Annotated in this window: 20 protein-coding genes; 15 read left to right on the plus strand and 5 right to left on the minus strand. The window is 71.7% G+C overall.

Translation table 11 applies throughout. From position 1 onward, the window contains the following. On the plus strand, positions 1-1512 hold the full coding sequence (locus AAME72_RS09265; protein WP_348789953.1) for an amino acid permease: 1512 nt from the start codon (positions 1-3) through the stop codon (positions 1510-1512). Beyond that, positions 1509-2831, plus strand: a complete 1323-nt coding sequence (lysA, locus tag AAME72_RS09270; RefSeq protein ID WP_348789954.1) for a diaminopimelate decarboxylase — start codon at positions 1509-1511, stop codon at positions 2829-2831. The genes AAME72_RS09265 and lysA overlap by 4 nt, the downstream gene beginning before the upstream one ends. Positions 2832-3024: 193 nt before the next feature. Here lysA and AAME72_RS09275 read toward each other — a convergent pair whose 3' ends face one another. Beyond that, positions 3025-3243, minus strand: a complete 219-nt coding sequence (locus AAME72_RS09275; RefSeq protein ID WP_348789955.1) for a hypothetical protein — start codon at positions 3241-3243, stop codon at positions 3025-3027. A gap of 158 nt (positions 3244-3401) precedes the next feature. Between AAME72_RS09275 and AAME72_RS09280 the strand changes: the two genes are divergently transcribed. The 3 genes from AAME72_RS09280 to manD all read left to right on the plus strand — a co-directional run bounded on the left by AAME72_RS09280 (position 3402) and on the right by manD (position 7525). After that, positions 3402-4769 (plus strand): sodium:glutamate symporter, encoded by a 1368-nt coding sequence (locus tag AAME72_RS09280; protein ID WP_348789956.1) that lies wholly within the window; start codon positions 3402-3404, stop codon positions 4767-4769. A gap of 127 nt (positions 4770-4896) precedes the next feature. Further along, a complete protein-coding gene (locus AAME72_RS09285; protein ID WP_348789957.1) occupies positions 4897-6270 on the plus strand; it encodes a mannitol dehydrogenase family protein in 1374 nt (457 codons plus the stop codon). Between the two features lie 16 nt (positions 6271-6286). Then, positions 6287-7525 (plus strand): D-mannonate dehydratase ManD, encoded by a 1239-nt coding sequence (gene manD, locus AAME72_RS09290; RefSeq protein WP_348789958.1) that lies wholly within the window; start codon positions 6287-6289, stop codon positions 7523-7525. Here the strand turns inward: manD and AAME72_RS09295 are convergent. Then, the gene (locus AAME72_RS09295) at positions 7486-9243 is read right to left on the minus strand and encodes a glycosyl hydrolase family 28-related protein (RefSeq protein WP_348789959.1); all 1758 of its coding nucleotides are present in this window, start codon (positions 9241-9243) and stop codon (positions 7486-7488) included. The genes manD and AAME72_RS09295 overlap by 40 nt on opposite strands. 106 nt (positions 9244-9349) lie before the next feature. Between AAME72_RS09295 and AAME72_RS09300 the strand changes: the two genes are divergently transcribed. From AAME72_RS09300 to AAME72_RS09325, 6 genes are all read left to right on the plus strand, one after another. Beyond that, positions 9350-10342, plus strand: a complete 993-nt coding sequence (locus AAME72_RS09300) for a LacI family DNA-binding transcriptional regulator (RefSeq protein ID WP_348789960.1) — start codon at positions 9350-9352, stop codon at positions 10340-10342. A 57-nt stretch (positions 10343-10399) separates the two neighbouring features. Next, entirely contained in the window at positions 10400-11710 is a 1311-nt protein-coding gene (locus tag AAME72_RS09305; RefSeq protein WP_348789961.1) for a hypothetical protein, read from the plus strand. A 72-nt stretch (positions 11711-11782) separates the two neighbouring features. Continuing rightward, the gene (locus AAME72_RS09310) at positions 11783-13036 is read left to right on the plus strand and encodes a sugar ABC transporter substrate-binding protein (protein ID WP_348789962.1); all 1254 of its coding nucleotides are present in this window, start codon (positions 11783-11785) and stop codon (positions 13034-13036) included. A gap of 39 nt (positions 13037-13075) precedes the next feature. Beyond that, complete coding sequence (locus AAME72_RS09315; protein WP_348789963.1) at positions 13076-14155, plus strand: sugar ABC transporter permease; 1080 nt, start codon at positions 13076-13078, stop codon at positions 14153-14155. Beyond that, complete coding sequence (locus tag AAME72_RS09320; protein ID WP_348789964.1) at positions 14145-15041, plus strand: carbohydrate ABC transporter permease; 897 nt, start codon at positions 14145-14147, stop codon at positions 15039-15041. Before AAME72_RS09315 ends, AAME72_RS09320 begins: the two co-directional genes overlap by 11 nt. Positions 15042-15045: 4 nt before the next feature. After that, positions 15046-16821, plus strand: coding sequence for a glycoside hydrolase family 36 protein (locus AAME72_RS09325; protein ID WP_348789965.1), 1776 nt, complete (start codon positions 15046-15048; stop codon positions 16819-16821). Here AAME72_RS09325 and AAME72_RS09330 read toward each other — a convergent pair. Next, the gene (locus tag AAME72_RS09330; protein WP_348789966.1) at positions 16811-18055 is read right to left on the minus strand and encodes a DNA polymerase domain-containing protein; all 1245 of its coding nucleotides are present in this window, start codon (positions 18053-18055) and stop codon (positions 16811-16813) included. The two genes, AAME72_RS09325 and AAME72_RS09330, sit on opposite strands and share 11 nt — an antisense overlap. Positions 18056-18197: 142 nt before the next feature. Here AAME72_RS09330 and AAME72_RS09335 point away from each other — a divergent pair, with 142 nt between their 5' ends. From AAME72_RS09335 to AAME72_RS09345, 3 genes are read left to right on the plus strand one after another with little or no spacing between them, the layout of a single operon-like run. Beyond that, positions 18198-18839, plus strand: a complete 642-nt coding sequence (locus AAME72_RS09335) for a M15 family metallopeptidase (protein WP_348789967.1) — start codon at positions 18198-18200, stop codon at positions 18837-18839. Next, a complete protein-coding gene (gene alr, locus AAME72_RS09340; RefSeq protein WP_348789968.1) occupies positions 18836-19957 on the plus strand; it encodes an alanine racemase in 1122 nt (373 codons plus the stop codon). The genes AAME72_RS09335 and alr overlap by 4 nt, the downstream gene beginning before the upstream one ends. Further along, positions 19954-20967, plus strand: coding sequence for a D-alanine--D-alanine ligase (locus AAME72_RS09345; protein ID WP_348789969.1), 1014 nt, complete (start codon positions 19954-19956; stop codon positions 20965-20967). Before alr ends, AAME72_RS09345 begins: the two co-directional genes overlap by 4 nt. On the opposite strand, the gene AAME72_RS09350 is transcribed toward AAME72_RS09345, so the two are convergent. Further along, positions 20952-21389 (minus strand): hypothetical protein, encoded by a 438-nt coding sequence (locus AAME72_RS09350; RefSeq protein WP_348789970.1) that lies wholly within the window; start codon positions 21387-21389, stop codon positions 20952-20954. The genes AAME72_RS09345 and AAME72_RS09350 overlap by 16 nt on opposite strands. A gap of 208 nt (positions 21390-21597) precedes the next feature. On the opposite strand from AAME72_RS09350, the gene AAME72_RS09355 reads away from it, so the two are divergent. Further along, positions 21598-22779: an MFS transporter gene (locus AAME72_RS09355; protein ID WP_348789971.1), complete on the plus strand. Its 1182-nt coding sequence runs from the start codon at positions 21598-21600 to the stop codon at positions 22777-22779. Positions 22780-22848: 69 nt separating this feature from the next. Here the strand turns inward: AAME72_RS09355 and AAME72_RS09360 are convergent, their stop codons facing one another. Continuing rightward, entirely contained in the window at positions 22849-23679 is an 831-nt protein-coding gene (locus AAME72_RS09360) for an amidohydrolase family protein (protein ID WP_348789972.1), read from the minus strand. Between the last annotated feature and the right edge of the window lies 1 nt (position 23680).

Here is a 23680-nt window from a genome sequence, read left to right on the forward strand (position 1 = left end):
ATGACAACCCCCTCCCTGCGGCAGCAGCTGTTCCGGACCAAGCCCGTCCCCCGCGACGGCGGAGAGTCCGGCAGCAGTCTGAAGCGGAGCATCGGCCTCTTCCAGCTCACCCTGATCGGGGTGGGCGGCACGATCGGCACCGGCATCTTCTTCATCCTCTCCGAGGCCGTTCCGGTCGCGGGGCCCGCGGTGATCTGGTCGTTCATCATCGGCGGCATCGTCGCCGGGCTCTCCGTGCTCTGCTACGCGGAGCTGTCCAGCGCGGTCCCCGTGTCCGGCTCCTCCTACTCGTACGCGTACTCGACGCTCGGCGAGCTCCCCGCGATGGGCGTCGCCGCCTGCCTGCTGCTCGAGTACGGGGTGTCAACGGCGGCGGTCGCCGTCGGCTGGTCGCAGTACGTGAACGAGCTCGTCGGGAACCTGTTCGGCATCCAGTTCCCGAAGGAGCTGCTCTACGCGCCGGAGGAGGGCGGCATCGTGAACGTGCCGGCGATCGTCCTCATCGGCCTCTGCATGCTGCTCCTGATCCGCGGCACCCGGCACTCGGTCGTCACCAACACGATCATGGTGCTCATCAAGATCGCGGTGCTGATCTTCTTCGTCGCGGTCGGCATCACGGGCTGGAACGCGGACCACTTCGCGAACTTCGCGCCGTTCGGCTTCACCGGCATCATGTCCGGCGCCGGTATCATCTTCTTCTCGTTCGTCGGCCTGGATGCGGTCGCGACCGCGGGCGACGAGGCGAAGAACGCGCGGCGCAACCTGCCCATCGCGCTGATCGCCGCGCTCGTCATCGTCACCGCCGTCTACGTGCTGGTCGCTGTCACGGCGCTGGGAGCGCAGCCGTCCGGAGCGTTCGCGAACCAGTCCGCCGGGCTCTCCGCGATCCTGGAGAACATCGTCGGCGCCAGCTGGCCGGGCACGATCGTGGCGGCGGGTGCCGTCATCTCGATCTTCAGCGTGACCCTGGTGGTCCTGTACGGCCAGACCCGCATCCTGTTCACGATGTCGCGCGACGGGATGGCGCCCAAGGTCTTCCGGAAGGTCAGCCCGCGCACGTTCACCCCGGTCGCGAACACGATCATCGTGTCGGTCGTCGTCGCCATCCTCGCCGGGGTGCTGCCGATCAACTTCCTGGCCGAGATGACCAGCATCGGCACGCTCGCCGCCTTCCTGGTGGTCTCCACGGCCGTGATGGTGCTGCGCCGGCGTGAGCCGGGCCTCGAGCGGAAGTTCCGCATCCCGTTCGGGCCGGTCATCCCGATCCTGTCGATCGTCGGCTGCCTGTGGATCATCAAGGACCTCCGGCCGGTGACGGTGATCGTCTTCGCCCTGTGGACGGTCGCGTTCCTGCTCTGGTACCTCTTCGTGGCGCGCAAGCACTCGGTGATCGGGAAGCTGATCGCGGACGGCAGACTGGTACCTGCCGGGCACGGGAAGTACCGGGAGACGGACGCGGACCTCGCGGACGAGCAGACGGATTCGGCGACGGAGGTCGTGGAGAACAGATGAGCACAACGACGATCACAGCGGGCGACGAGCGCGTCGAGGCACGGCTGGGGGCGCTGGAGCGCATCCTGCCCGAGAACAGCTCCGTGCGCGCCGACGGCGTGCTCGAGATCGGTGGCGTCGCCGTCGACGAGCTGGCCGCCGAGTACGGCACGCCGCTGTACGTGTTCGACGAGGCCGGCTTGCGCCGGCAGGCGCGCCGGTTCGTGGACGGGTTGCGGGAGCGCTGGCCGGACTCGGAGGTGCTGTTCGCCTCCAAGTCGCTGCCGGCCGTCGGGATGTACCGCCTCGCCCACGAGGAGGGCGTCTCCATCGACGTGGCGGGCGGCGGCGAGCTGCGGCTCGCGCTCGCCGCGGGCGTCGCGCCGGAGCGCATCCACTTCCACGGCAACGCGAAGACCGACGCCGAGCTGACGATGGCGCTGGAGGCCGGCATCGGCACGATCATCGTCGACAACGAGGACGAGCTGGACCGGCTGGCGCGGCTGCTGCGGCGCCCGCAGAAGCTGCTGCTGCGCGTCATCCCCGGCATCGAGGCCAAGACGCACGCGTCGCAGGCGACGGGCGGCAACACCTCCAAGTTCGGACTGCCGATCGACCAGCTCGGCCACGCCATCGCGCGCATCCGGAAGCACCCGCTCATGGAGTTCGAGGGTGTGCACCTGCACATCGGGTCGCAGATCCTCGACGTCGAGCAGTTCGCCGAGGCGGTGCAGAAGATCTCGACGGTCGGCGCGTTCCCGGTGTACGACGTCGGCGGCGGGCTCGGCATCGCGTACACCGTCGACGACGTCGCGCCGAGCGTCGAGGAGTACCTCGACGCGATCGTCGCGGCAGCCCGCGCCTCCCTCCCGGCGGGCGCGAAGCTGATGATCGAGCCCGGCCGCTCCCTGGTGGCGAGGGCCGGCGTGACGCTCTACCGCGTGGTGTCCGTCAAGCGGACCGGGCGGACGTTCGTCGCGGTGGACGGCGGGATGGCGGACCAGCTGGATGTGGCGCTCACCCAGCAGCGCTACGAGGCGGTTGCCGCCGACCGGATGCTCGAGCCGTGCACGGAGTCCGTGCAGCTCGTCGGCCGGCAGTGCGAGTCCGGCGACCTGCTCGTGGACGGCGCCGTGCTGCCGCAGCCGCGCGTCGGCGACCTCGTCGTGATGCCCGCGACCGGCGCATACGGCTACACCCTCGCGAACAACTACAACGGGGCGCTGAAGCCCGCGATCGTGTTCGTCGCGGACGGCGAGGCCCGCCTCGTCGTCCGCCGGGAGACCTACGACGACCTGCTCGCCACGCACGAGCCGGCCGTCGCGGCCGGTCGCGGCTGAATCCGCTGTGTGCGAGTTCTCAGGTGGGATGGCGGAGGATTTCACGGTTGTCCATTGCACGAAAAGGAACCACCCCATGAGCTCGCTCCGCGACCACATCGAGCGCACCCTCCGCGACGCCGACCGCACCCCCGCCACCGCGACGGAGGTCGTCGCGGACACCGGCGCCATCGCACTGCCCCAGCAGTAGCGCTCAGGCGCGGCGGACCATCACCTGCCGCAGCACCCGGCGGAGCTCGGCCTCGATCCTGCGCGCCTGCTCCACCGAGACCCCGCCCTCGTCCCCACGCCGCTCCGACCCGGCGCAGCGGTCGCCGCCGTCGGTGAAGTGCAGGGAGATGCGCCCGTCCGCGAGCACGGGATGGCGCTGCCCGCAGTGACCGCACGCCTGGTGCGAGAACAGTTCAGCCATGCTCCGACGTTACGGGCCGGATGTTTCCGGACGATTGCGTCCACGCGAAGGGACGATGACGGTTCCGGTGCGACCGGTTGCCGACCGCCCCTGTCGGAGCCGGGACGCGAGCATCTACCCTGTGCCTATGACGCGTCGGGAAGACCGAGGGTAGCCGAGTGTTCGGCGAGTTCTCCGACACGCAGTGGGTCGCCCTGTCGTTCGTGCTGCTCGGGATCGCGCTGCTCGTGGCGACCCTGGTGCGGCGCTACGTCCCTCCGCTGCACCGCCTCTACATCCCGGCGAGCGTGATCGCCGGGTTCCTGATCCTGATCCTCGGACCGCAGATCCTGGGAGCACTCACGGGAACCGACGGCCTGATCCCGCGGGCGGCCGTCGACGTGCTCTCGCGGCTCCCCGGGCTGATGATCAACATCGTGTTCGCCGGGGTGATGCTCGGCAAGCGCCTGCCGTCGGTGAAGAGCTTCTGGGGAGAGTCCGCCCCGCACTTCATCCTCGGGAGTGTGTTCTCGTTCGGCCAGTTCGCGCTCGGCGCGCTCGCGGTGGCGTTCATCCTCACGCCATTCTTCGGGCTGCCGGCCGCGGCGGGGTCGATCCTGGAGCTGTCGTTCGCCGGCGGTCACGGCACCATCGCCGGGATGGGCGAGATCCTCGACAACGCCGGAGCGCCCGAGGTCGTGGACATCGGGCTCGGCCTCGCCACGATCAGCATGATCACGGGCGTGGTCGGCGGCTCCATCCTCGTCAACTACGCCATCCGCAGTCCCCGCATCACCGTCGCTCGCACCTCCCGCGTGCATCCGGCGACCGACGCGGTCCACTTCGTCGCCCCGAACAGCGGCGACACCGCCAGCACCGACCTGGGGCTGGGATCGATCAGTCGCAGCTTCGGGGCGATCGCGCTCTCCATCGCGCTCGGGCTCGTGGTGCTCGAAGTGCTGCGCCTGATCGCGCGGGCGTTCGGCTCCGACCTGTTCGACGCGTTCCCGCTCTTCCCGTTCACCGTGATCGGGGGGTTCGCCGTGCAGCTGGTGCTCACGGCGACGCGCAAGGAGGAGCTGGTCGAACGGCGCACCGTGAACGACATCACCACGCTCGCGCTCGACATCCTGATCGCGGCCGCCATCGGCACGATGTCGCTCGCCGCGCTCGGGGCGAACATCCCGAGCCTGGTCATCCTCACCGTCATCGCCTTCGGCTGGAGCGTGATCGGGATGCTGTGGCTCGGCCCGCGCATCCACCGGGTGCACTGGTTCGAGCACGCGATCGCCGACTACGGGCAGTCGCAGGGGAACGTGGCGACCGGTTTCGTGCTCGCCGACATGGCGGACCCCGGGCGCACCACCGCCGCAGCCCGCGCCTACGGGTACAAGCAGCTGACGTACGAGCCGCTGCTCGGCGGCGGCATCCTGACCGCGCTGAGCGTGCCGATCATCCTCGTGATCGGGCCGGTCTGGTTCGGCGTCGCCAGCGCCGTCATCACGATCGGCCTCATCCTGTGGGGGGTTCTGCGCGGCCGGCGTTGAGCGGTCGCGACACGCCGCGACGCGGTGGGCGAGACGGCGCGTCGCGACCGCTCGACGCGTCCGGGTTGCGGACGGGGCGGCTCTGCGGCTGGAATGGCCGTATGGTGCCGACGCGGGTGGTCAGACGGTGACCGGTGCGCCGCGCCTGTCGCGCGCAGCCCTGCCGCATCCCGAGCCCGTCCCTCCGGTGCGCATCGTGCACCTGGGGCTCGGCGCGTTCCACCGCTCCCACCAGGCCTGGTACACCGCGCACGCGGACGACGCTGCCGGGTGGGGGATCGCCGCCTTCACCGGCCGGCGCCCCGGCGCGGCCGAGGTGCTGCGTGCGCAGCAGGGCGTCTACACCCTGGTGGAACGCGGCGGCGACGGCGATCGGTTCGAGCTGATCGGCAGCATCGTGGCCGCGCACCCCGGCGACGAGGTGGATGCGCTGCTGCGCACCTTCCGCTCGCCGGAGGTCGCCTTGGTGACCCTGACCATCACCGAGGCGGGCTACCGTCTCGGCCCCGACGGTGAGCTCGACCTCGGCGACACGGAGACACTGGCCGACATCGCCCTGCTCCGGGATACCGTCACCGGCACGAGCGGGGGAGCACCGCGGGCCGGGGCCGCACTCGCAGCGCCGGCCACCGCGCTCGGCCGGCTGCTGCTCGGGCTGTGCGCGCGACGGGAGGCGGGTGCGCCTCCCGTCGCGATCGTCCCGTGCGACAACCTCCCGGAGAACGGCCGCGTTCTCGAGCGCGCGCTCACCCGGATGGCGACGGAGGTGCAGCCGGACCTCGCGGCGTGGCTCCCGCGCGGGGCGTCCTTCGTCTCCACCTCGGTGGACCGGATCACGCCGCGGCTCGACCCGGACGACCGCCCAGCGATCGCCGCCGCGACCGGCTGGGACGATGCGACGCCCGTCGTCGCCGAGCCGTTCGCGGACTGGGTGCTCTCGGGCGACTTCCCGTCCGGGCGTCCGCGCTGGGAGTCGGCGGGGGCGCGCTTCGTGGACGACATCGCGCCGTGGGAGGCGCGGAAGCTGTGGATGCTGAACGGCGCCCACACGCTGCTCGCCGCCGCGGGCCCCGCCCGCGGTCACGTCACCGTCGCCGAGGCGTTCGCCGATCCCGGGCTCCGCGCGGCCGTCGACCGGATCTGGGACGAGGCAGCGGCGCAGCTGGAGACGGTGGAGACCGTCGACTACCGGCGCGCGCTCGCCGACCGGTTCGCCAATCCACGCATCGTGCACCGGCTCGCGCAGATCGCGGAGGGCTCGCGCACGAAGGTGCGGCTGCGGATCGTCCCGGTCGCGCTGGCCGAGCGGTCCGCCGCACGCCCGGCCGCGGGATGCGCTGCCGCGATCGCCGCGTGGATCGCCGCCGAGGCGCCGGACGCCGACCCTCGCGACGCGCTGCGCGAGCTGTCGCCCGAGCTCGCCGCCGACGAGCGGTTCGTGCGGACGCTCCGCGGAGCGCTCGCCGCATCCGCCCCGTCGGGGCCCACCCAGGAAGCGTAGGGAGTAAGGAGTAGGCATGATCATCGACAAGGCCGACGTCATCGTCACGAGCCCCGACCGGAACTTCGTCACCCTCAAGCTGACGACCGACGACGGCCTGACCGGCCTCGGCGATGCGACGCTGAACGGCCGCGAGCAGGCGGTCGTCGCCTACCTGACCGAGCACGTCGTGCCGCTGCTGATCGGCAGGGACGCGTCCCGCATCGAGGACACCTGGCAGTTCCTGTACCGCAGCGCGTACTGGCGGCGCGGCCCGGTGACGATGGCGGCGATCGCCGCGGTGGACATGGCGCTCTGGGACATCAAGGGCAAGGCGGCCGGGATGCCGGTCTACCAGCTGTTGGGCGGCGCCTCCCGCAACGGACTGCTCGCATACGGGCACGCGTCCGGCCGCGACCTGCCCGAGCTCTTCGACAGCGTGAACGAGCATCTGGAGCAGGGCTACCGGGCCATCCGCATCCAGTCGGCCGTGCCTGGCCTGAAGTCGATCTACGGCATCGCCTCCAACGCCACATACGAGGGCAACGCGGGCGTGCGCTACGACCACGAGCCGGCGCAGCGCGGCGGCCTGCCGAACGAGGAGGACTGGGACACCCGCTCCTACCTGCGGCACATCCCGACGGTGTTCGAGGCGGTGCGGAACGAGTTCGGGCCGGAACTGCCGCTGCTGCACGACGGCCACCACCGGATGACGCCCATCCAGGCCGCGCAGCTCGGGAAGTCGTTGGAGCCGTACGACCTGTTCTGGCTGGAGGACTGCACCCCGGCCGAGAACCAGGAGGCGCTGCGCCTGGTCCGGCAGCACACCACCACCCCGCTCGCGATCGGGGAGATCTTCAACACGGTCTGGGACTACCAGCAGATCATCCGCGAGCAGCTGATCGACTACGTCCGTTCCGCGGTCACGCACACGGGAGGCATCAGTCACCTGAAGAAGCTGCTCGACTACGCCTCCCAGTACCAGATCAAGTCCGGCATGCACGGCCCGACCGACATCTCCCCGGTCGGGATGGCGGCGGCGATGCACCTGGGGCTCGCGATCCACAACTTCGGCATCCAGGAGTACATGAAGCACGGCGCGAAGACCGACAGCGTCTTCCGGCAGTCCTTCACCTGGAGGGACGGCTTCCTGCACCCCGGCGACGAGCCCGGCCTCGGCGTCGAGCTGGACGTGGACGAGGCGGGGAAGTACCCCTACATCCGCGCCTACCTGCCCTACAACCGGCTCGCGGACGGCACCGTCCACGACTGGTGAGGGCCGTTGCCCTCCACCGTGCTGCGATCGACCGCCGAGCTGCGCACCGCGTCGCCCTCCGCCACGTCGATCGCGTTCGCGCGGACGACGAGCTCGGCGACGTCGTGCGCGTCGACGACCGGCCCCGCGGCGGTCTCGAAGAGGTTCTCCTCGACGACGATCCGGCCGTGGACGCGCGCGCCGGTGCCTCCCGCGCCCGCCGTGCTCGGCGCGACGAGCACGGCGGGCGCGTCGACGCGGAGGAAGCGGTTGCCCCGGATCCGGACGTCGTGGACGGGACCCGACTCGTACCAGTCGACCGCGTCACCGGCGATGAAGACCCCGGCCATGGTGATGCCGTCGAAGACGTTGGACTCGATCCGCACGGGCCGGCGCGTGGTCACGAGGATGCCGCGGGTGGGGACGTTGACGAATCGATTGCCGGCGATCGACACCGCGGGCGTCCGCGTCACGTTCTCCACCACGAGCCCCTCCCGTCCCGTCAGCCCGGGAGGAAGCGGCGCAGCCAGCGTGATCGTCGCGGTGCGCGGGTCGTGGTCGCGGTCGCGACCGGACGGCCCGTCGACGGTCAGGACGGCCAGCGGGCCGGCGACCCGCCGGAGGGTGCGCGCGTCCACCACCTCGATGTCGTCGCCGACACGGAGCACCGGCAGACCCGACGTCTCGGGATGCGGGTAGCTCAACGCGAGCGTGTCGTCGCCGACCGCGGTGACGGCGAGGTAGCTGCCGTGGACGTTGATCGGGTCATCGTGAGGACCGTCGAAGACGCAGCCGCGGATGACCACATCGCCCTCGAGCGAGGCCAGCTGGAGGAAGTCCGCGAAGGCAGCGGAGCTCCGGCCCTGCTTTCGCGGCGCCCGGAACGTCACCCGGTCGATGGTGACGTCGCGGCAGAGCTGGGCGACGACGCCGAGGCCGTGCAGGTAGTGCGCCTGCACATCGCGGAGAACGACCCCCGTGCACTCCGAGAACAGCACCCCGGGGTGATCCCGCACCGTGTCGCGCATCTGGAAGACGAGTCCGCGCGTGTCCGGCTCCTCCGCCGTCGCATATTCGATCCGCAGCCGCCGGCCGTCGCGCCGCAGCCGCTCGACGCCCTCGAACAGCGGGGAGCCGTCCACCCGCCAGGTGCGCTGCGCGACCGGATCGTGCATCTGCGTGTACGCCATGCCGTCGCGGCCCTCCCAGTACGGCTGCCCGGTCTCGGGGCTCGCACCGCCGGTCCAGACGACGGACCGGCCCTCGACCCGGAAAGGGTTGGTCTCCGGGATGCACACCACGCAGTACCCGTGGCCGTCCTCGACGCCGGTCTCGACCACCGTGGCGTCCACGACCGTGGGAACGGCGTAGTCGATCGCGATCCCGGCGATGGTGACATCGGTGGAGTCCAGCACGGCGATGGCCGTCTGGCGGCCGTGGGTTCGGAGCAGGGCGCCGTCACCGCGGAGGGTGAGGCGGTCGGCGTTCTCGATGAGGACGGCGATCGTCTTGACGCGGAAGCGCTCATCGTCCCCGACCGTGTTGGTGACGTCGAGCTCTCGGCGCGACGCGCTCTCCGGCCACAGCTCGTAGCGGCCGGGAGGGAAGTCGACGGTGACGGGGCCGGCGGCGGTCGATGCCGCGGCGAGCGCGGCGGCGATGGCCGGGGTCGAGTCGGCGCTGCCGTTCGGATCGGCGCCGAACTCCGTGACGTCGATGATCGTGCCCGCGGCATCCATCCGGCCTCCTCGTCGTGTCCCGGGGTCGAGAACGGTATGTTATCTCTATGAAAAGCATTGTTGCTTCACGTCACGACCGCGTCCCCGCGACGCCGGAGGCGGCACGGTGAGCAGGATCGGCATCACGGACGTGGCCGTCGAGGCGAACGTCAGTCCCGCCACCGTCAGCAGGGTCATCAACAACCGCGGGATCGTCGCCCCCGAGACGCGGCGGACGGTCGAGGAGGCGATGCGCAGGGTCGGCTACACGCGTGGCGCCACGGGCGACCTCGTCGCACTGATCGTCCCCGGTCTCATCGACCCGTTCTTCGGGCTGATCTCGGAGCAGCTCGGTCTCGCCCTCTCGCCGCTCGGGATGCGCGCGCTGGTGTGCTCCGCTCCGGCCGGCTCCGTGCAGGAGTTCGAGTTCATCTCGTCGCTCTCCGAGGCGGGGATCGTCGGCGCGGTCTTCGTGTCGGCGAGCAACACGCTGGACGGCGCCGACACGTCGGCCGTGCGGCTGCTGGAGAAGCGGCGCACGCCCTTCGTGTGCATCAATGGCGGCTTCGCGGGGGTGTCGGCGCCGACGCTGTCCACCAACGACGAGCTGGCGGCGGAGATCTCTGTGGAGCACCTCTGGGACCTCGGTCACCGCCGCATCGGGCTGATCGCGGGGCCGGTCGGGAACCGGCCGAGCGACCGGCGCGTCCGCGGGTTCGAGCGCGCGATGACGAAGCGCGGCGGGACTCCGTCCGTCGTCCGCAGCCACTACTCGATCGAGGGCGGGTACTCCGCGGCGTCTCAGCTCCTCGAGTCGGGGACGACCGCCGTCGTGGCCGCGAGCGACGACATGGCGCTCGGCACGATCCGCGCCGCGCGCTGGCTCGGCCTCGCCGTTCCGGACGACGTCTCGGTCATCGGGTACGACGACGCGTACCCGTTCGAGTTCGTCGACCCGCCGCTCACCACGGTCCGCCAGCCCATAGACCGCCTCGCGAAGACGGTCGCGCCCATCCTGTCCCGGCTGGTGCGCGGCGACCGCATGGCGGACGGAGAGCTCCTGTTCGACCCCGAACTGATCCCCAGGGCGTCGACGGCGAAGCCTCGTGATGTCGCATGATTGACGTGTTTGTGAAAAAGTTTGTATCGGATCCGTCACTCTCTCTAGCATTGCGGCATGGCAAGGACGCTCCCCACTCCCGACGGCACCCGGCGCTCGACTGAGCTCGCGGTGGCCTCGTCGCTCACCGACATCGTCGATGGCTTCGAGTGGGCCGCGGAGCTCGCCCTGTCCTGGGTGCAGACCGGGCGCACGGGCGCGATGCCCTCCTACTGGGCCGGGCTCACCGACCGCCCGATGTTCTACTCCCGCGACCTCGCCCACCAGGCCCTGGGCGGTCACCTGCTGGGGCTCGACGAGGAGAACCTCGCGATGTTCCAGCACTTCGCGGAGTCCGCGACGGCGCGCCGACGCTACTACCCGCTGTGGGCCTTCACCTTCGACGGCGAGCCCGCCGCGATCGACTACCGCTCTGACGACGACTTCGTGCGCGAGACCCCGGCTCCCTATGAGCTGGTCGAGAAGAGCATCGAGCAGTACCGCTGGACGCGCGACCGCCGGTGGCTCGACAGCCCGGCGCTGGCCGCCTTCCACCGCAACACGGTGTTCCTCTTCACCGACGCCCACGACGTCCACGGGATCGGCGCGGCCGGAGAGCGTGCGGCGAACGACATCTTCGCGGGCAGCCCCACCTACAACGAGATCCGGACCGCACCGGACCTGCAGCTCGCCGGCGACGGCCTGGCCAGCCAGTGGGCGGCGACCCGCGCGTACGCGGAGGTGGCGCCGGACCCCGCAGACCGCGCAGAAGCGGACCGCCGTGCCGCGAGCCTCCTGAGGCTGTTCGAGGAACGCTGGTGGAACGAACAGGAGGGCCACTACGTCCCCGGGTTCACCGACCGCGGGCCGGTCGACGTGTTCGCGCTCGAACCGTCCTGGTTCCCCGCGGTGAAGTCGATGATCCCCGCGGGCGAGCGGGCGCAGCGCCATCTCGCCTACCTGGCCGAGGGACTCGAGGTCTCGCCCCCGCCGAACATCGAGGCGTTCACCTACCTGCCGGAGGCGTTCGGCGCCTACGGCCACGATGCCGTCGCGCTGCGCTGGCTGCGGCACCTGATCGCCTCGCGCGCCGACTACCCCGAGGTGCCATTCACCGTCGTCAGCCACATCGCCGCCGGGCTCACCGGGCTACGGCCGACTCTCGAGGGCGACGTGGAGACCCGCTCGCACCTCCCGGAGGGCGAGTGGATCGAGGTTCGCGGCGTCCGCATCGGCGATGCGGAACTGACCGTCCGCCACGACGGCGACGACGCGAGCGAACTGACCGTCACGGCTGGGACGCAACCCGTCCGCTGGAGCGCGCACTTCCCCGACAGCACCAGGCACGCGGTCGTGCCCGTCGGCGCGACCGTGCGGCTCACCCCCTGACCCATCCGACACACCGGAAGTCCCATCCCGCATCACCCATCCCGCATCACCCATCCACGAAAGGCGCATTCAATGAGGAAGCGAATCCTTGCGGTCGCGGCGACAGCCGCCGCCGTCGCAGCAGCACTCTCCGGCTGCAGCCAGGGCGGCGACGCCTCCGGCTCCGGTTCCACGACCATCACCTTCGCCCACTGGGGCAACGACCAGGAGAACGCCACCGAGCAGGCGATGATCGCCGCATTCGAGAAGGCGCATCCCGACATCACCGTGAAGGCGAACTGGGTGCAGAACAACTACGAGCAGCAGCTGCAGACGATGATCGCGGGCGGCACCGCCCCGGACGTCGCCCAGATCTCCAACTCGTCGCTCGGCCAGTTCGCCTCGACCTTCGCCCCGGTGGAGGTGAAGGGATCCGACTTCTACTCGGAGAACATCGCGGCGAGCATGAAGTTCCAGGGCAAGTACTACGCGATCCCGTTCACGGTGAAGACGAAGACGATGGCGGTCAACAAGGCGGTGTTCGAGAAGGCAGGGGTCGCCGTGCCGTCGGGCACCGATCCGCTGAACCCCGACGCCTACGCGAAGCTGGCGACGTCGCTCGTGAGCGCAGGCTCGCCGAAGACCTTCGGGGCGGCGCCCCTCGGCTTCGACCAGTGGCTGACGATCTACGGCGGCAGCCAGTTCAGCGCCGACGGCAAGACCTGCACCTACGACTCCGACGCGGCCGTCTCCGCCGCGGACCAGGTGATCGACGCGCAATCGCCGGACGGATATGCGCCCAGCCAGGCCGAGGCGAACGGGCAGGACATGTTTGGGTGGCTCACCACCGGCCGGGTCGCCATGTTCCCCGACTTCGGGCCGTGGAGCATCGCCCAACTGGCGCAGCTGCCGAACAGCTCCGACTTCGCGCTGGTGCCGGTGCCGGGCAAGGGCTCCTCGATGGAGATCGACGGACTCGCCATCTCCTCGTCCTCCAGTCAGGAGAAACAGGCGGCGGCGAAGACGTTCGCCACGTTCATGGCCACAGACCCTGCCGCGCAGAAGCTGCTCACCACGGCGAAGTCCTCGCTCGGACTGCCGGTGATCGAGGCGGCCAAGGCGAGCGCGCTCGCCGCCGCGCCCGACCAGAACATCGCCGCGTTCTTCTCGGCGGTGAGTCAGTCCACGATCGCACCGAGCTTCTCGAAGACGCAGTCGAACATCAACGGCACGATCGAGACCGATCTGAGCACCAGGACGGCCGTCGGTTCCGGCCATGAGTCCCCGAAGAAGGTGCTCGCCGACCTCAACACCACATGCCAGAAGCAGCTCGACGCCGGCGAGTGACCCCGCCGCCCGCGCGTCACCAACGATAGAGACCGAACTGTGAATCCCATCATCCAGACACTCGAGAACCTTCTCGGACTCGTCGGCGTCGAGCCGGGAGCGCGCCCGATCGGCGCCTTCATCCTCATCGTCGCCGTCGTGGCAGCCGTGCTCGGAATCGGATTCCGGATCGCCGTGAGGCGGCGGTGGATGCGTCCCACCACCGCCGCCTTCTGGCTCTTCGCGTCGCCGTGGATCTTCGGGTTCCTGCTGTTCACGCTGGGCCCGATGGTCTATTCGCTCGGCCTCTCGCTGTTCCACTGGGACCTGATCTCGCCGGCCACCTTCGCCGGGTTCGACAACTACACGAAGGCGGCGAGCGACCCGTTGCTCGGTCAGGCGATCAAGGTGACCCTGACCTTCGCGGTGGTGAGCGTGCCCCTGCAGACCGTGCTCTCGCTCGGAGTCGCGCTGCTGATGAACATCGACGTCCGCGGCATCCACATCTTCCGGACGATCTGGTACCTCCCGAGCCTCGTGCAGGGTGTCGCTCAGACCGTGCTCTTCCTGTGGGTGTTCAACCCCAGCTACGGACTGGTGAACGGGCTGCTCGGAGCGGTCGGCATCCAGGGCCCGAGCTGGTTCGGCGACCCGAACTGGGCGCTGCCCGCGGTCATCATCATGAGCCTGTGGACGGTCGGCGGGAACATGATCATCTACCTGGCGGGCCTGCAGGACGTGCCGACCGAGCTCTACGAGGCGGCGCGGCTCGACGGCGCCGGGCGGATCCGCGAGGTGTGGAGCATCACGATCCCGCAGATCAGCCCGGTGATCTTCTTCAATGTCGTGACGGGAATGATCGCGGCGATGCAGATCTTCACCCAGGGCTACCTGGTGCCGTCCAGCACGGGGAGCGCGAACGGGGGAGGGCCGGGCAACTCCCTGCTGTTCCTCGTCTACTACCTGTACCAGAACGCGTTCCGGATGTTCCAGATGGGCTACGCGTCCGCTCTGGCGTGGATCCTGCTGCTGATGATCCTCGTGCTCACCGCCCTGATGTTCCGGGGGAGCGCGTTCTGGGTCTACTACGAGTCGGCCCGCCCGGCCCGAGAGAGGAGGCGGGCAGCCCGTGTCCGTTGATGTCATCCCGATCGCCCAGGCGCCGGCGCAGAGGACGGTGAGCCGGCGGAGGACGAAGCCCGGAGAGGCGTCGCGGCCGCGCAAGGCGGTGTCGCTGATCGTCCTGGTCGTCGGGTCGTTCGTGTTCGCCTACCCGTTCCTGTGGATGATCGCGACGTCGCTGCGCACCAAGCAGGGCGTCGCCGAGGGCGGGATCGGCCTGTTCCCGCTGCAGTGGCGGTTCTCGAACTACGCGGAGGCGCTCGGCGCGTTCCCGTTCTGGTCGTACCTGCTGAACTCCCTGCTCAGCACCGTGATCCCCGTCGTCGGCACCGTGCTCGTGGCATCCCTGGTCGGGTTCGCGCTCGCGCGCATCCCGGCCCGCGGCGCCGGTGTCGTCTTCGCGATCATCCTGGCGACCATGCTGCTGCCGGGGGAGGTGACGCTGGTGCCGCAGTTCATCCTGTTCAAGCAGCTGGACATGATGAACTCGCTGTACCCGGTGATCCTGCCGGTCTTCTTCGGGTCGCCGTTCTTCATCTTCCTGTTCCGGCAGTTCTATCTGCACCTGCCCGCGTCGCTCGTGGACGCGGCCATCGTCGACGGTGCGGGCTGGTTCCGCATCTGGCGCTCGATCTTCCTCCCGCTCTCGAAGCCGATCATCGTCGCGACCGCGGTGCTGCAGTTCATCGCCTCGTGGAACAACTTCGTCACGCCCGCGATCTACCTGACCAGTGAGCAGTGGAAGACCCTGCCCGTCGCCCTCGCCGGCTTCCAGTCCACGAACGGGACGGACACGCCGCTGCTGATGGCCGCCTCCATCGTCGTCGTGCTGCCGTGCATCGTCATCTTCTTCATCGCACAGAAGCAGATCGTCGGCGGCGTCACGTTCACGGGGAACAGGTGACCCCGTGACGCAGAACATCGTGGAGGACCGGGTCTGGTTCCCGGGGGCGCCGGCCGACGCCGTCTCCTACAGCAGGACCGTGGATGAGGCGTCCGGGCTGCGGGTGTCCGTGCTCGCGGCCGCCGGTTCCGCACTGCCCGAGCTCATGGTGCGGGGGAGCGGCGCCGGCCTCCAGCTCGAGGCGGGGGCGGACGGCGATGGTCCGTTCACGCTCTCGCTCAGCCTGCCCCTGCGCGACCCGGTGACCCTCTGGACGCCGGGAAGCGAGGTGCCGCACGGGACCATGCCGGCGTCGTGGGCGGACGCGCGCCGGATCTCCGCTCTCGACGGCGTCGCGATCGGCTGCCTGCTGACGACAGGCGACCGCGCGGCTCTGACGTATGGGGCCGAGACGGAGGGGGCTCCGCTCTCGGTGCGAGGCGGCGTCGTCGAGGAGACGGCGGAACTGCTGGTCGCGTTCGAGACGGAGCGCCCCGGCGCCGTCCTGCGGGTCCGTGTCGACCTCACCGGCGGTGCGTTCGCCGAGTCGGTCCGCGGGATCGGCGCGTGGCTCGGCCGCGACGTGCCCGCGTCGTCGAGCCGCGACGAGCGACCCGTGTTCTGCACCTGGTACTACGCCCACCAGGACGTGCGCCAGGACGATCTGCAGCGGCAGGCGGAGCGGGCGGCCGGCCTCGGGTTCGGCACGGTCATCGTCGACGACGGCTGGCAGACCGGCGAGCACGAGCGGGGGTACGGGTCCGCCGGCGACTGGCGTCCGGACGGCCGGAAGCTGCCCGACCCGCGCGGACTGACCTCGAGGCTGGAGTCGCTCGGGCTCGCGACGATGTGGTGGATCGGCACCCCGTTCCTGGGCGAACGGTCCGACGCGTACGGCAACCCGGCCCTGCCCATCCTGTACGAGGTGCCGGAGCTGGATGCGGCGGTCCTGGACGTGCGCTCGCCCGCCGCGCGACGCCACATCACCGACCGGGCGATCGCACTGCTCGCCGAGGCGGGCGGCGACGGGTTCAAGCTGGACTTCCTGGAACGGTTCGCCCGGCCGGTCGAGACCCCGCCGCCGGCGGACGCCGACCACGACAGCGCGGAGGATGCCGCGCTCACACTCGTCCGCGAGCTCGTGGAGCGCGCCAGGCAGGTTCGGCCGGAGCTCATGGTGGAACTGCGCGAGCCGTACATCGGAGCCGATATCCGCGCGCTCGCATCGATGGTCCGGGTGGAGGACTGCCCGGTCAGCCCGGTCGAGAATCGCGTGGGCATCGCCGACCTCCGGCTCGTCGCACCAGGGACGGCCGTCCACTCCGACCCGGTCATGTGGGCGGAGTCGGACTCGCCCTCCCGGGTCGCGCATCAGCTGCTGAGCGCCATCATGGGCGTGCCGCAGGTCTCCGCCGACCTGATCGGGATGCGCCACGACCATGCCGAGGTCCTCGCGTTCTGGCTGGGATTCTGGACGCGGAACGCCGACACCATCCTGCACGGGCGCTTCCTCCCTCGCCGCCCCGACCTCTCCTATCCGGTGATGGAGGCGCAGGGAGAGAGCGCCGTCGTGATCGTCCGGTATGCCCCCGTCGCCGTCCGGATCCCTGCCGGGGAGTGGCGGAGCATCGCGATCGCGAATGCGGATCAGGAGGAGGAGGTGCCGATCCTCGGCGCGGTCGGCGGCTACCGGCTCGAGGTGCGGGACGCGCGCGGTCGGCTCGTCTCCGATGAGCGGACCGACAGGGCGCCCGCGTTCGCGCGCATCCCGAGCGGAGGCCTGGCGACCCTCACGCGGTAGAACCGCCGGGCCACTCCCGCCCCGCCCACGGGTCGTAGTCCGCGACCAGCGCGCCCTGGGCCGGGCGGTCCGCCTCAGGGACGTGCTGCAGGTTGATGCGGACGCGATACCACTGCGAGCTGGAGCCGCGCATGCCGTCGACCAACTCGTCGGCGGGGTGCAGGCGCTCGGCGACGGCCGGGTTCGCGGTCTTCCAGCGCTCCAGCGCATCCAGGGCCTCGGGCTTCGTCTTGGTGCGTGCCACCTCGATGAGCGGCATCTGCGAGACCCGGCGGCCGGCGCCGTCCCCCGATCGCGGCGGCTTCTCCGCCGGCCCGAGACGCTTCGCGAGCCCGAGCAGCGCCTCCAGGGAACCGGCCTTCGCGTCGATGTCCTCGTGCGGGTCTCCGCGCTCGGCGAAGCGCGGCAACACGGTCGGGACGGTGAACTCCTCCGGCCGCCTGGAGCGCACCTCGTCCCAGTCGAGCGGGGTGGAGACGCGCGCGTCCGGCAGCGGGCGGATGGAGTAGGCGGAGGCGACCGTGCGGTCCTTCGCGTTCTGGTTGAAGTCGACGAACACGCTCTCGCCTCGCTCCTCTTTCCACCAGTGCGCGGTGGCGAGTCCCGGGGCGCGGTTCTCGACCTCCCGGGCGAGCGTCTCGGCCGCGAGCCGGACGTCCGCGAAGCCCCAGCGCGGCTCGATGCGGACGAGGATGTGCAGGCCGCGCGAGCCGCTCGTCTTCGGCCAGCCGGTCAGGCCGTGGTCCTGCAGCACCTCTCGGGCGACGAAGGCGACGTCGACGATCTGCGACCAGTCGACGCCGGGCATCGGGTCCAGGTCGACGCGGAGCTCGTCGGGATGGTCGAGGTCCTCCGCGCGCACGGCGTGCGGGTTCAGGTCGAGGCAGCCGAGGTTGGACACCCAGGCGAGCCCGGCGGCGTTCCGCAGCACCGCCTCCTCCGCGGACGTGCCGCTCGCGTACCGGAGTGTCGCGGTGTCGATGTAGTCGGGGTGCCCCTCCGGGACGCGCTTCTGGAAGAACGGCTCCTGGCTCAGCCCCTTCACGAAGCGTTTGAGCACCATCGGCCGACCGCCCGCGCCGCGCAGCGCACCCTCGGCGACGGCGATGTAGTAGCGCGCGAGGTCGAGCTTCGTGAGGCCGGGCTCGGGGAAGACGACCTTGCCGGGACTCGAGATGCGCACCTCGTGGCCGTCGACCTCCAGGAACGTCTCGGACTTCGAAGACGGGCTCATCCCGCTAAAGTAGCCCCGAACACCGCGGGCGGGCAGGCCCGGCATGTCATCCCCCAGAGCGATGCGGGGTCATCCCTTCGGCGCGCCGAAGCCCTCGGCAGGCGGACGCCGCGGGACGGGCGCCGCTCATAGCGTCGGGGACGTGACGATCCTGCTGTCAGATCCCCGCGTCTCCGCCGTCCCCGTGCTCGACACGGGCGAACCCCTCGTCGCGCTGCCCGCGCGCCTCGGCCCCGCCCGCGCCCTGGTGCGTGCGGGCGTGGCCGAGCGCCTGCTCCACGCGGCGACCCTGCTCCCGCCCGGCGTCGCGCTCCGGGTGGTCGAGGGGCACCGTCCCCTCGCCGGCCAGCGCGCGATCATCGAGCGGTACAGCGCCGAGCTGCGCGCGCTGCACCCGCACCTCGGCGAGGAGGAGCTGCGCACGCTGACCAGCCGGTTCGTCTCTCCAGTGGAGGTCGCCCCGCACGTCGCCGGCGCCGCGGTGGACCTCACGCTCGTGGACGCGGACGGGCACGAACGGGACCTCGGCACCGCCATCGACGCGACCCCGGAGCAGAGCGACGGCGCCTGCTACTTCGATGCGACCGGCATCGGCGAGGCCGCGGCGGCGAACCGGGCGCTGCTCGCCCGCACGCTCGGCGCCGCCGGGTTCGTGAACTATCCGACCGAGTGGTGGCACTGGAGCTACGGCGACCGGTACTGGGCCCTTTCCGTCGGGGCGCCGGCCGCGCTGTACGGGCCGGTCGACGAGGCCGCCGCCGGTGCCGGGGAGGCGGCCGCGTGAGCGTCCGCACGGCGTCCCGGCATCGCACGACCCTGACCGTGGACCCCGCGGCGATCACCGCGAACGCGGCACTGTTCGCCGAGCGGGTCCCCGTGCCGATGCTCGCGGTCGTCAAGAGCGACGGCTACGGTCACGGCGCCGTGACCGTCGCGCGGGCGGCGCTCGCCGCCGGTGCGGCATCCCTCGGGGTGGTCGGCCTGGATGCGGCGGCCGAGCTGCGGGCGGCGGGCCTGACCGCCCCCATCCTGAGCTGGATGAACCCGGACGGCCTCGACGGGGCGCGGGCGGTGGAGCTGGGGGCGGCGCTCGCGGTGTGCTCGGTGGACCAGCTGCGGGAGGCGGCGCGCCCGGGTGCGGGCGTCGCCGTGCACCTCCAGCTCGACACCGGCCTCGCCCGCGACGGTGCTCCGCGCGAGGAGTGGCAGGCGCTCGCGGACGAGGCCGCGGCTCTGGAGGCCCGGGGCGCCGTGCGTGTGGAGGGGGTGATGAGCCACCTGGCGTCCGCGGACGTCCCCGGCCACCCCGCCACCCGGGCCGCCGTCGTGCGGTTCCGGCGCGGCGTCGAGGTCGTGGAGGCGGCGGGGTGCCGTCCGAGGTGGCTGCACCTGGCCGCCACCTCCGCGGCGCTGAACGACCCCGCCACCCACGGCACGCTCGTGCGGATCGGCGCGGGGCTGGTGGGCGCGGAGCTGTCCGGTCGGACGCGGCTGCGGCCCGCGATGCGCCTGCGCACGACGCTGATCGAGGCGCGGGACGCCGCGGCCGGCACGGCGGTCGGCTACGGCGGAACCTGGGTGGCGGAGGCGCCGACCCGGCTGGGGCTGCTCCCGCTCGGGTACGCGGACGGGCTGCCGCGCATCCATGCGGGGGAGGCGTTCGTCACCGTGAACGGGACGCGGCGCCGCGTGGTCGGCGTCGTCTCCATGAACGCGACCGTGGTCGACCTGGGCGACACCGGCGCGGCCGTCGGCGATGACGTCGTGGTGCTCGGCGACGACCTACTCGGCGAGCCGACGGCGACGGACTGGGCCCGCTGGGCCGGGACCGTTCCGCAGGACGTGCTGACGGCGGTCGGGACCGCGGGGCGCGCCTCCCGCACGGTGGAGGAGACGCGATGAGCGGCGTGCGCACGGTCGTGGTGCTCGGCGGTGGCACCAGCAGCGAGCACGACGTGTCGCTCGCCTCGGCGCGGGACATCGCGGCGGCGCTCACGGGCGACCGCTGGCGGGTGGTCGAGTTCGTGCAGGGGCGGGACGGGTCGTGGAGCGGGCCGGACGGCGCGGCCGGGGTCGGCGGCCCTCCCGGCCTCCCCGGCCTATCCGGCCTCGCCGGCCTCGTCGCCGCGCTCGTCGACGCCGACGTCGTCATCCCCGCCTTCCACGGCGCGGGCGGCGAGGACGGGACGCTGGCCGGGCTGCTCGAGCTCGCGGGCGTCTCGTACGTGGGCTCGGGCGTCGGCGCGGGCGCCCTCGGCATGGACAAGCGGGTCACCAAGCTGCTCGCGGTCGACGCCGGGGTCGCTGTCGCGCCGGGCGTCGTGGTGACCTCGCCCGACGACGCGCGGCTGGCGGCCGTGCCGCTGCCCGCGATCGTGAAGCCGAACAGCGGGGGATCCAGCCACGGCCTCGCCGTGGTGACCGACCGCGCGCGGCTCGCGGGCGCCGTCGCCGCCGCGCTCGACGGCGACGACCGGGTGCTGGTGGAGGCGATGGTGCGCGGGCGCGAGATCGACGTCGGCGTGCTCGAACTCCCTGACGGCTCCCTGCGCTGCTCGGCACCGCTGGAGATCGTGAAGGCGGACGACGAGGTGTTCGACACCGAGGCGAAGTACGGCCGCGAGCCGGCGTTCGCGCTGCCGGCGGACATCCCGGCCTCCGTGGCCGGCGAGCTGCAGCAGCAGGCGCGCACGATGTTCCGCGCCCTCGGCTGCGCGGGGCTCGCCCGGGTCGACTTCTTCCTCACGGAGTCCGGGCCGGTGCTGAACGAGGTGAACACCTTCCCCGGCTTCACCAGCCGTTCGCAGTTCCCGCGGATGTTCGCGTCCGAGGGGATGGGTTATCCCGAGCTGGTGGAGACGCTGGCCGAGACGGCGCTCGCGCGTCGAGGCCGCGCTCAGCGGGTGCCGTAGGCGGACGCGCGCAGCGCATCCCGGATCGCGGCGAGCTCGGTGTGGTCGCCGGGAAGGGGAATGGCGCTGCGGATCGCGGGGTGCGCGGGCGCGACCGTCGAGTACTGGGCCTGCAGTGCGTGGGTGAGCAGGTGCTGGTAGAAGGTCACGATGACCGCGGCCCGGTCGCGGACGGCCTCGTCGTTCGGGAAGCACACGACATCCGCGAGCTCGTGCTCGACGGCGGCGAGCTCCACCCGGGCGGCGAGGGCGGCGCGCGCATCCATCCGCCCGCCCTCAGCGGCGCCGTGTCGGTCGAGCAGGCCGTCCGCCTCAGCCGTCGCATCCACGGCGCGGTCGAGGATGCGCAGCAGCTCGTCCACGTCGGGTCCGGCCTCGATGGGGCGTCCGTCCGGCTGTGTACCCGTGAACAACCACCGCATGCCGCCCCCTCGCGAACCGTGTACCCGTGCCGGGATACTAACGCGACCGTGACCGCCGGGCACGCGGGTGGCTCCTCCGGAGGACCGGGATCGGACGCGGCGTGTCGCACCGGAACTCCGGAGAGTGCGGCGGGATGCGACCGGGATCTCCGGACGAGCCGACCATCGACGTCCTGGAGGCGCGTACGCAGGGCGTAGCATCGCCTCCATGCCCGTCGCGCCGGCCTGGAGCCCTGGAACCGTCCGCGACGCGACCGGGGGCATCGTCGCGCTCACCGTCGCCACCTTCCTCGCCGTCACGACCGAGATGCTGCCCGTCGGCCTGCTTCCGGCGATCGGCAGGGAGGTCGGCGTCTCCGACTCCATCACCGGCCTGCTCGTCACGGTGTACGCGTTCATGGTCGCGGTGCTGGCCGTTCCGCTGACCGTGTCCACCTCGCGATTGCCGCGCAAGGGCCTGCTCGTGTCCACCCTGATCGCGTACACGCTGAGCAACGTCGTCGTCGCGCTCGCGCCGAACTTCGCCGTGCTCGCCGCCGGGCGAGCCTTCGGCGGGATCGCGCACGCCGTGTTCTTCTCCGTCAGCATCGGCTACGCCGCCCGGCTGGTGCAGCCCTCGCACACCGGACGGGCGCTGGCCGTCGTGACCGCCGGCGCCTCGGCGGGGTTCGTGCTCGGCGTTCCGCTCTCGACCTCGCTCGGCACCGCCCTCGGCTGGCGCGCCGCCTTCGGGGTGCTGGCGGCGGTGTGCGCGCTCACGGTCCTCGTGGTCGCGCTCCTGCTCCCGGCCGTTCCCGGCGGGGGCACCGCGCACCTGGGCGACGGCGCCGGAGCTCGCCGGATGCGGCTGGCGGTCGTCTCCACCACCAACGCGGTCGTCTACCTCGGGCAGTTCACCGTGTACACGTTCGTGTCGGTGCTGCTGCTGGCGGCGGGACTTCCGGCGGCGGGCGTCGGGCCGGTGCTGCTGGGGATCGGCGCGGTCGGGATGCTGGGCACCTGGTTCGCCGCGGTGACCCTCGACCGGAGGCCGAGGGCGGCCGTCGTCGCGCTGCTCACGGCGGTGACCGCCGGTCTCATCGCGGTCGGGATCGCGTTCCCGGCGCTCGCCGGCGTGCTCGTGGCCGCTGCGCTGTGGGGAGCGGGCTTCGGGGGAGTGGCCTCGGTGTTCCAGACGGCGGCCATCCGCAGCCGCGGGGCGTCGCCGGAGGTCACCGGCGCGCTCATCAACGCCACGGCGAACATCGGCATCGGCGGCGGCGCTGCCATCGGCGCCGCCGTGCTCGCCGGGCCCGGCCTCGGCTGGCTGCCGTTCGCCGGCGCCGCGCTGGTGCTCGTCGGCCTCGTCACCGTGCTCGGCGCCCGCGCATCATTCCCGCCGCGGCCGTGACGGCGACTGTCCCTCGCCGGTACGATCGCCCGTGCTCGAGCACCCCCGGAACGTGCCGAACGGGCACACTCATCGGGCGGCCAAGCGGTACGCGCGCTCGGCCGCCCCGGAGAGGACGTCGTGGCGTTCGGCGGGGGAAAGCCCTGCGATGAGCTCGACCGCGACCGCGTGCGTCGCGGCGTAGTCGCCCGCGAGCGTGGAGACCGGCCAGTCGCCGCCGTAGAGGACACGGGACGGCCCGAAGCTCTCGAGCGCGTGCTCCACGAAGGGGCGAAGCCGGGCGGCGTCCGAGCCGCCGCCGAGCGTGGTCAGCCCGGAGAGCTTCACGGACACGTTCGGGCGGGCCGCGAGCTCGCGGATGAGCCGCGCCCACGGCCCTGCGCCCGCGCCGCCGACCGGCGGCGTCCCCAGGTGGTCGATCACGAGGTGCAGGTGCGGCAGCTCGTCCGCGATCGCGACGGCGTGCTCCAGGTGCCGGGGCAGGACGCCCACCACGTCGAACGCCCTCCCGGCATCCGCGAGCAGTGCGAGCGACGAGCGCACGGCGGGCCGTGCCAGCCAGTCGGGATCCGGCTCGTCGTGGATGAGGTGCCGCACGCCGACGAAGCCGGGATGCGCCTCCCACCCGGCCAGCTGCCGGGCCGCGGTCGCCGGATCGAGCAGGTCGACCCAGGCGACGACACCGGCCACGAGCGGTGACGAGACCGCGAACATCGCCGCCGAGTCCTCGATCGAGTTCGCGGCCTGCACCAGCACCACGCGGTCGACGCCCGCCCGTTCCAGCTGCGGCTGCACCTCGTCCAGGCCGAAGCTCCGGTTGATCGGCGCGAGCCGGTCGGTGAGCCAGGGGTAGTCGATGGCGTCGAGGTCCCAGAGGTGCAGGTGCGCGTCGACCGTCATC

The sequence above is a fragment of the Leifsonia sp. NPDC080035 genome (assembly GCF_040050925.1).
In the GTDB taxonomy this organism is placed as follows: Bacteria; Actinomycetota; Actinomycetes; order Actinomycetales; family Microbacteriaceae; genus Leifsonia.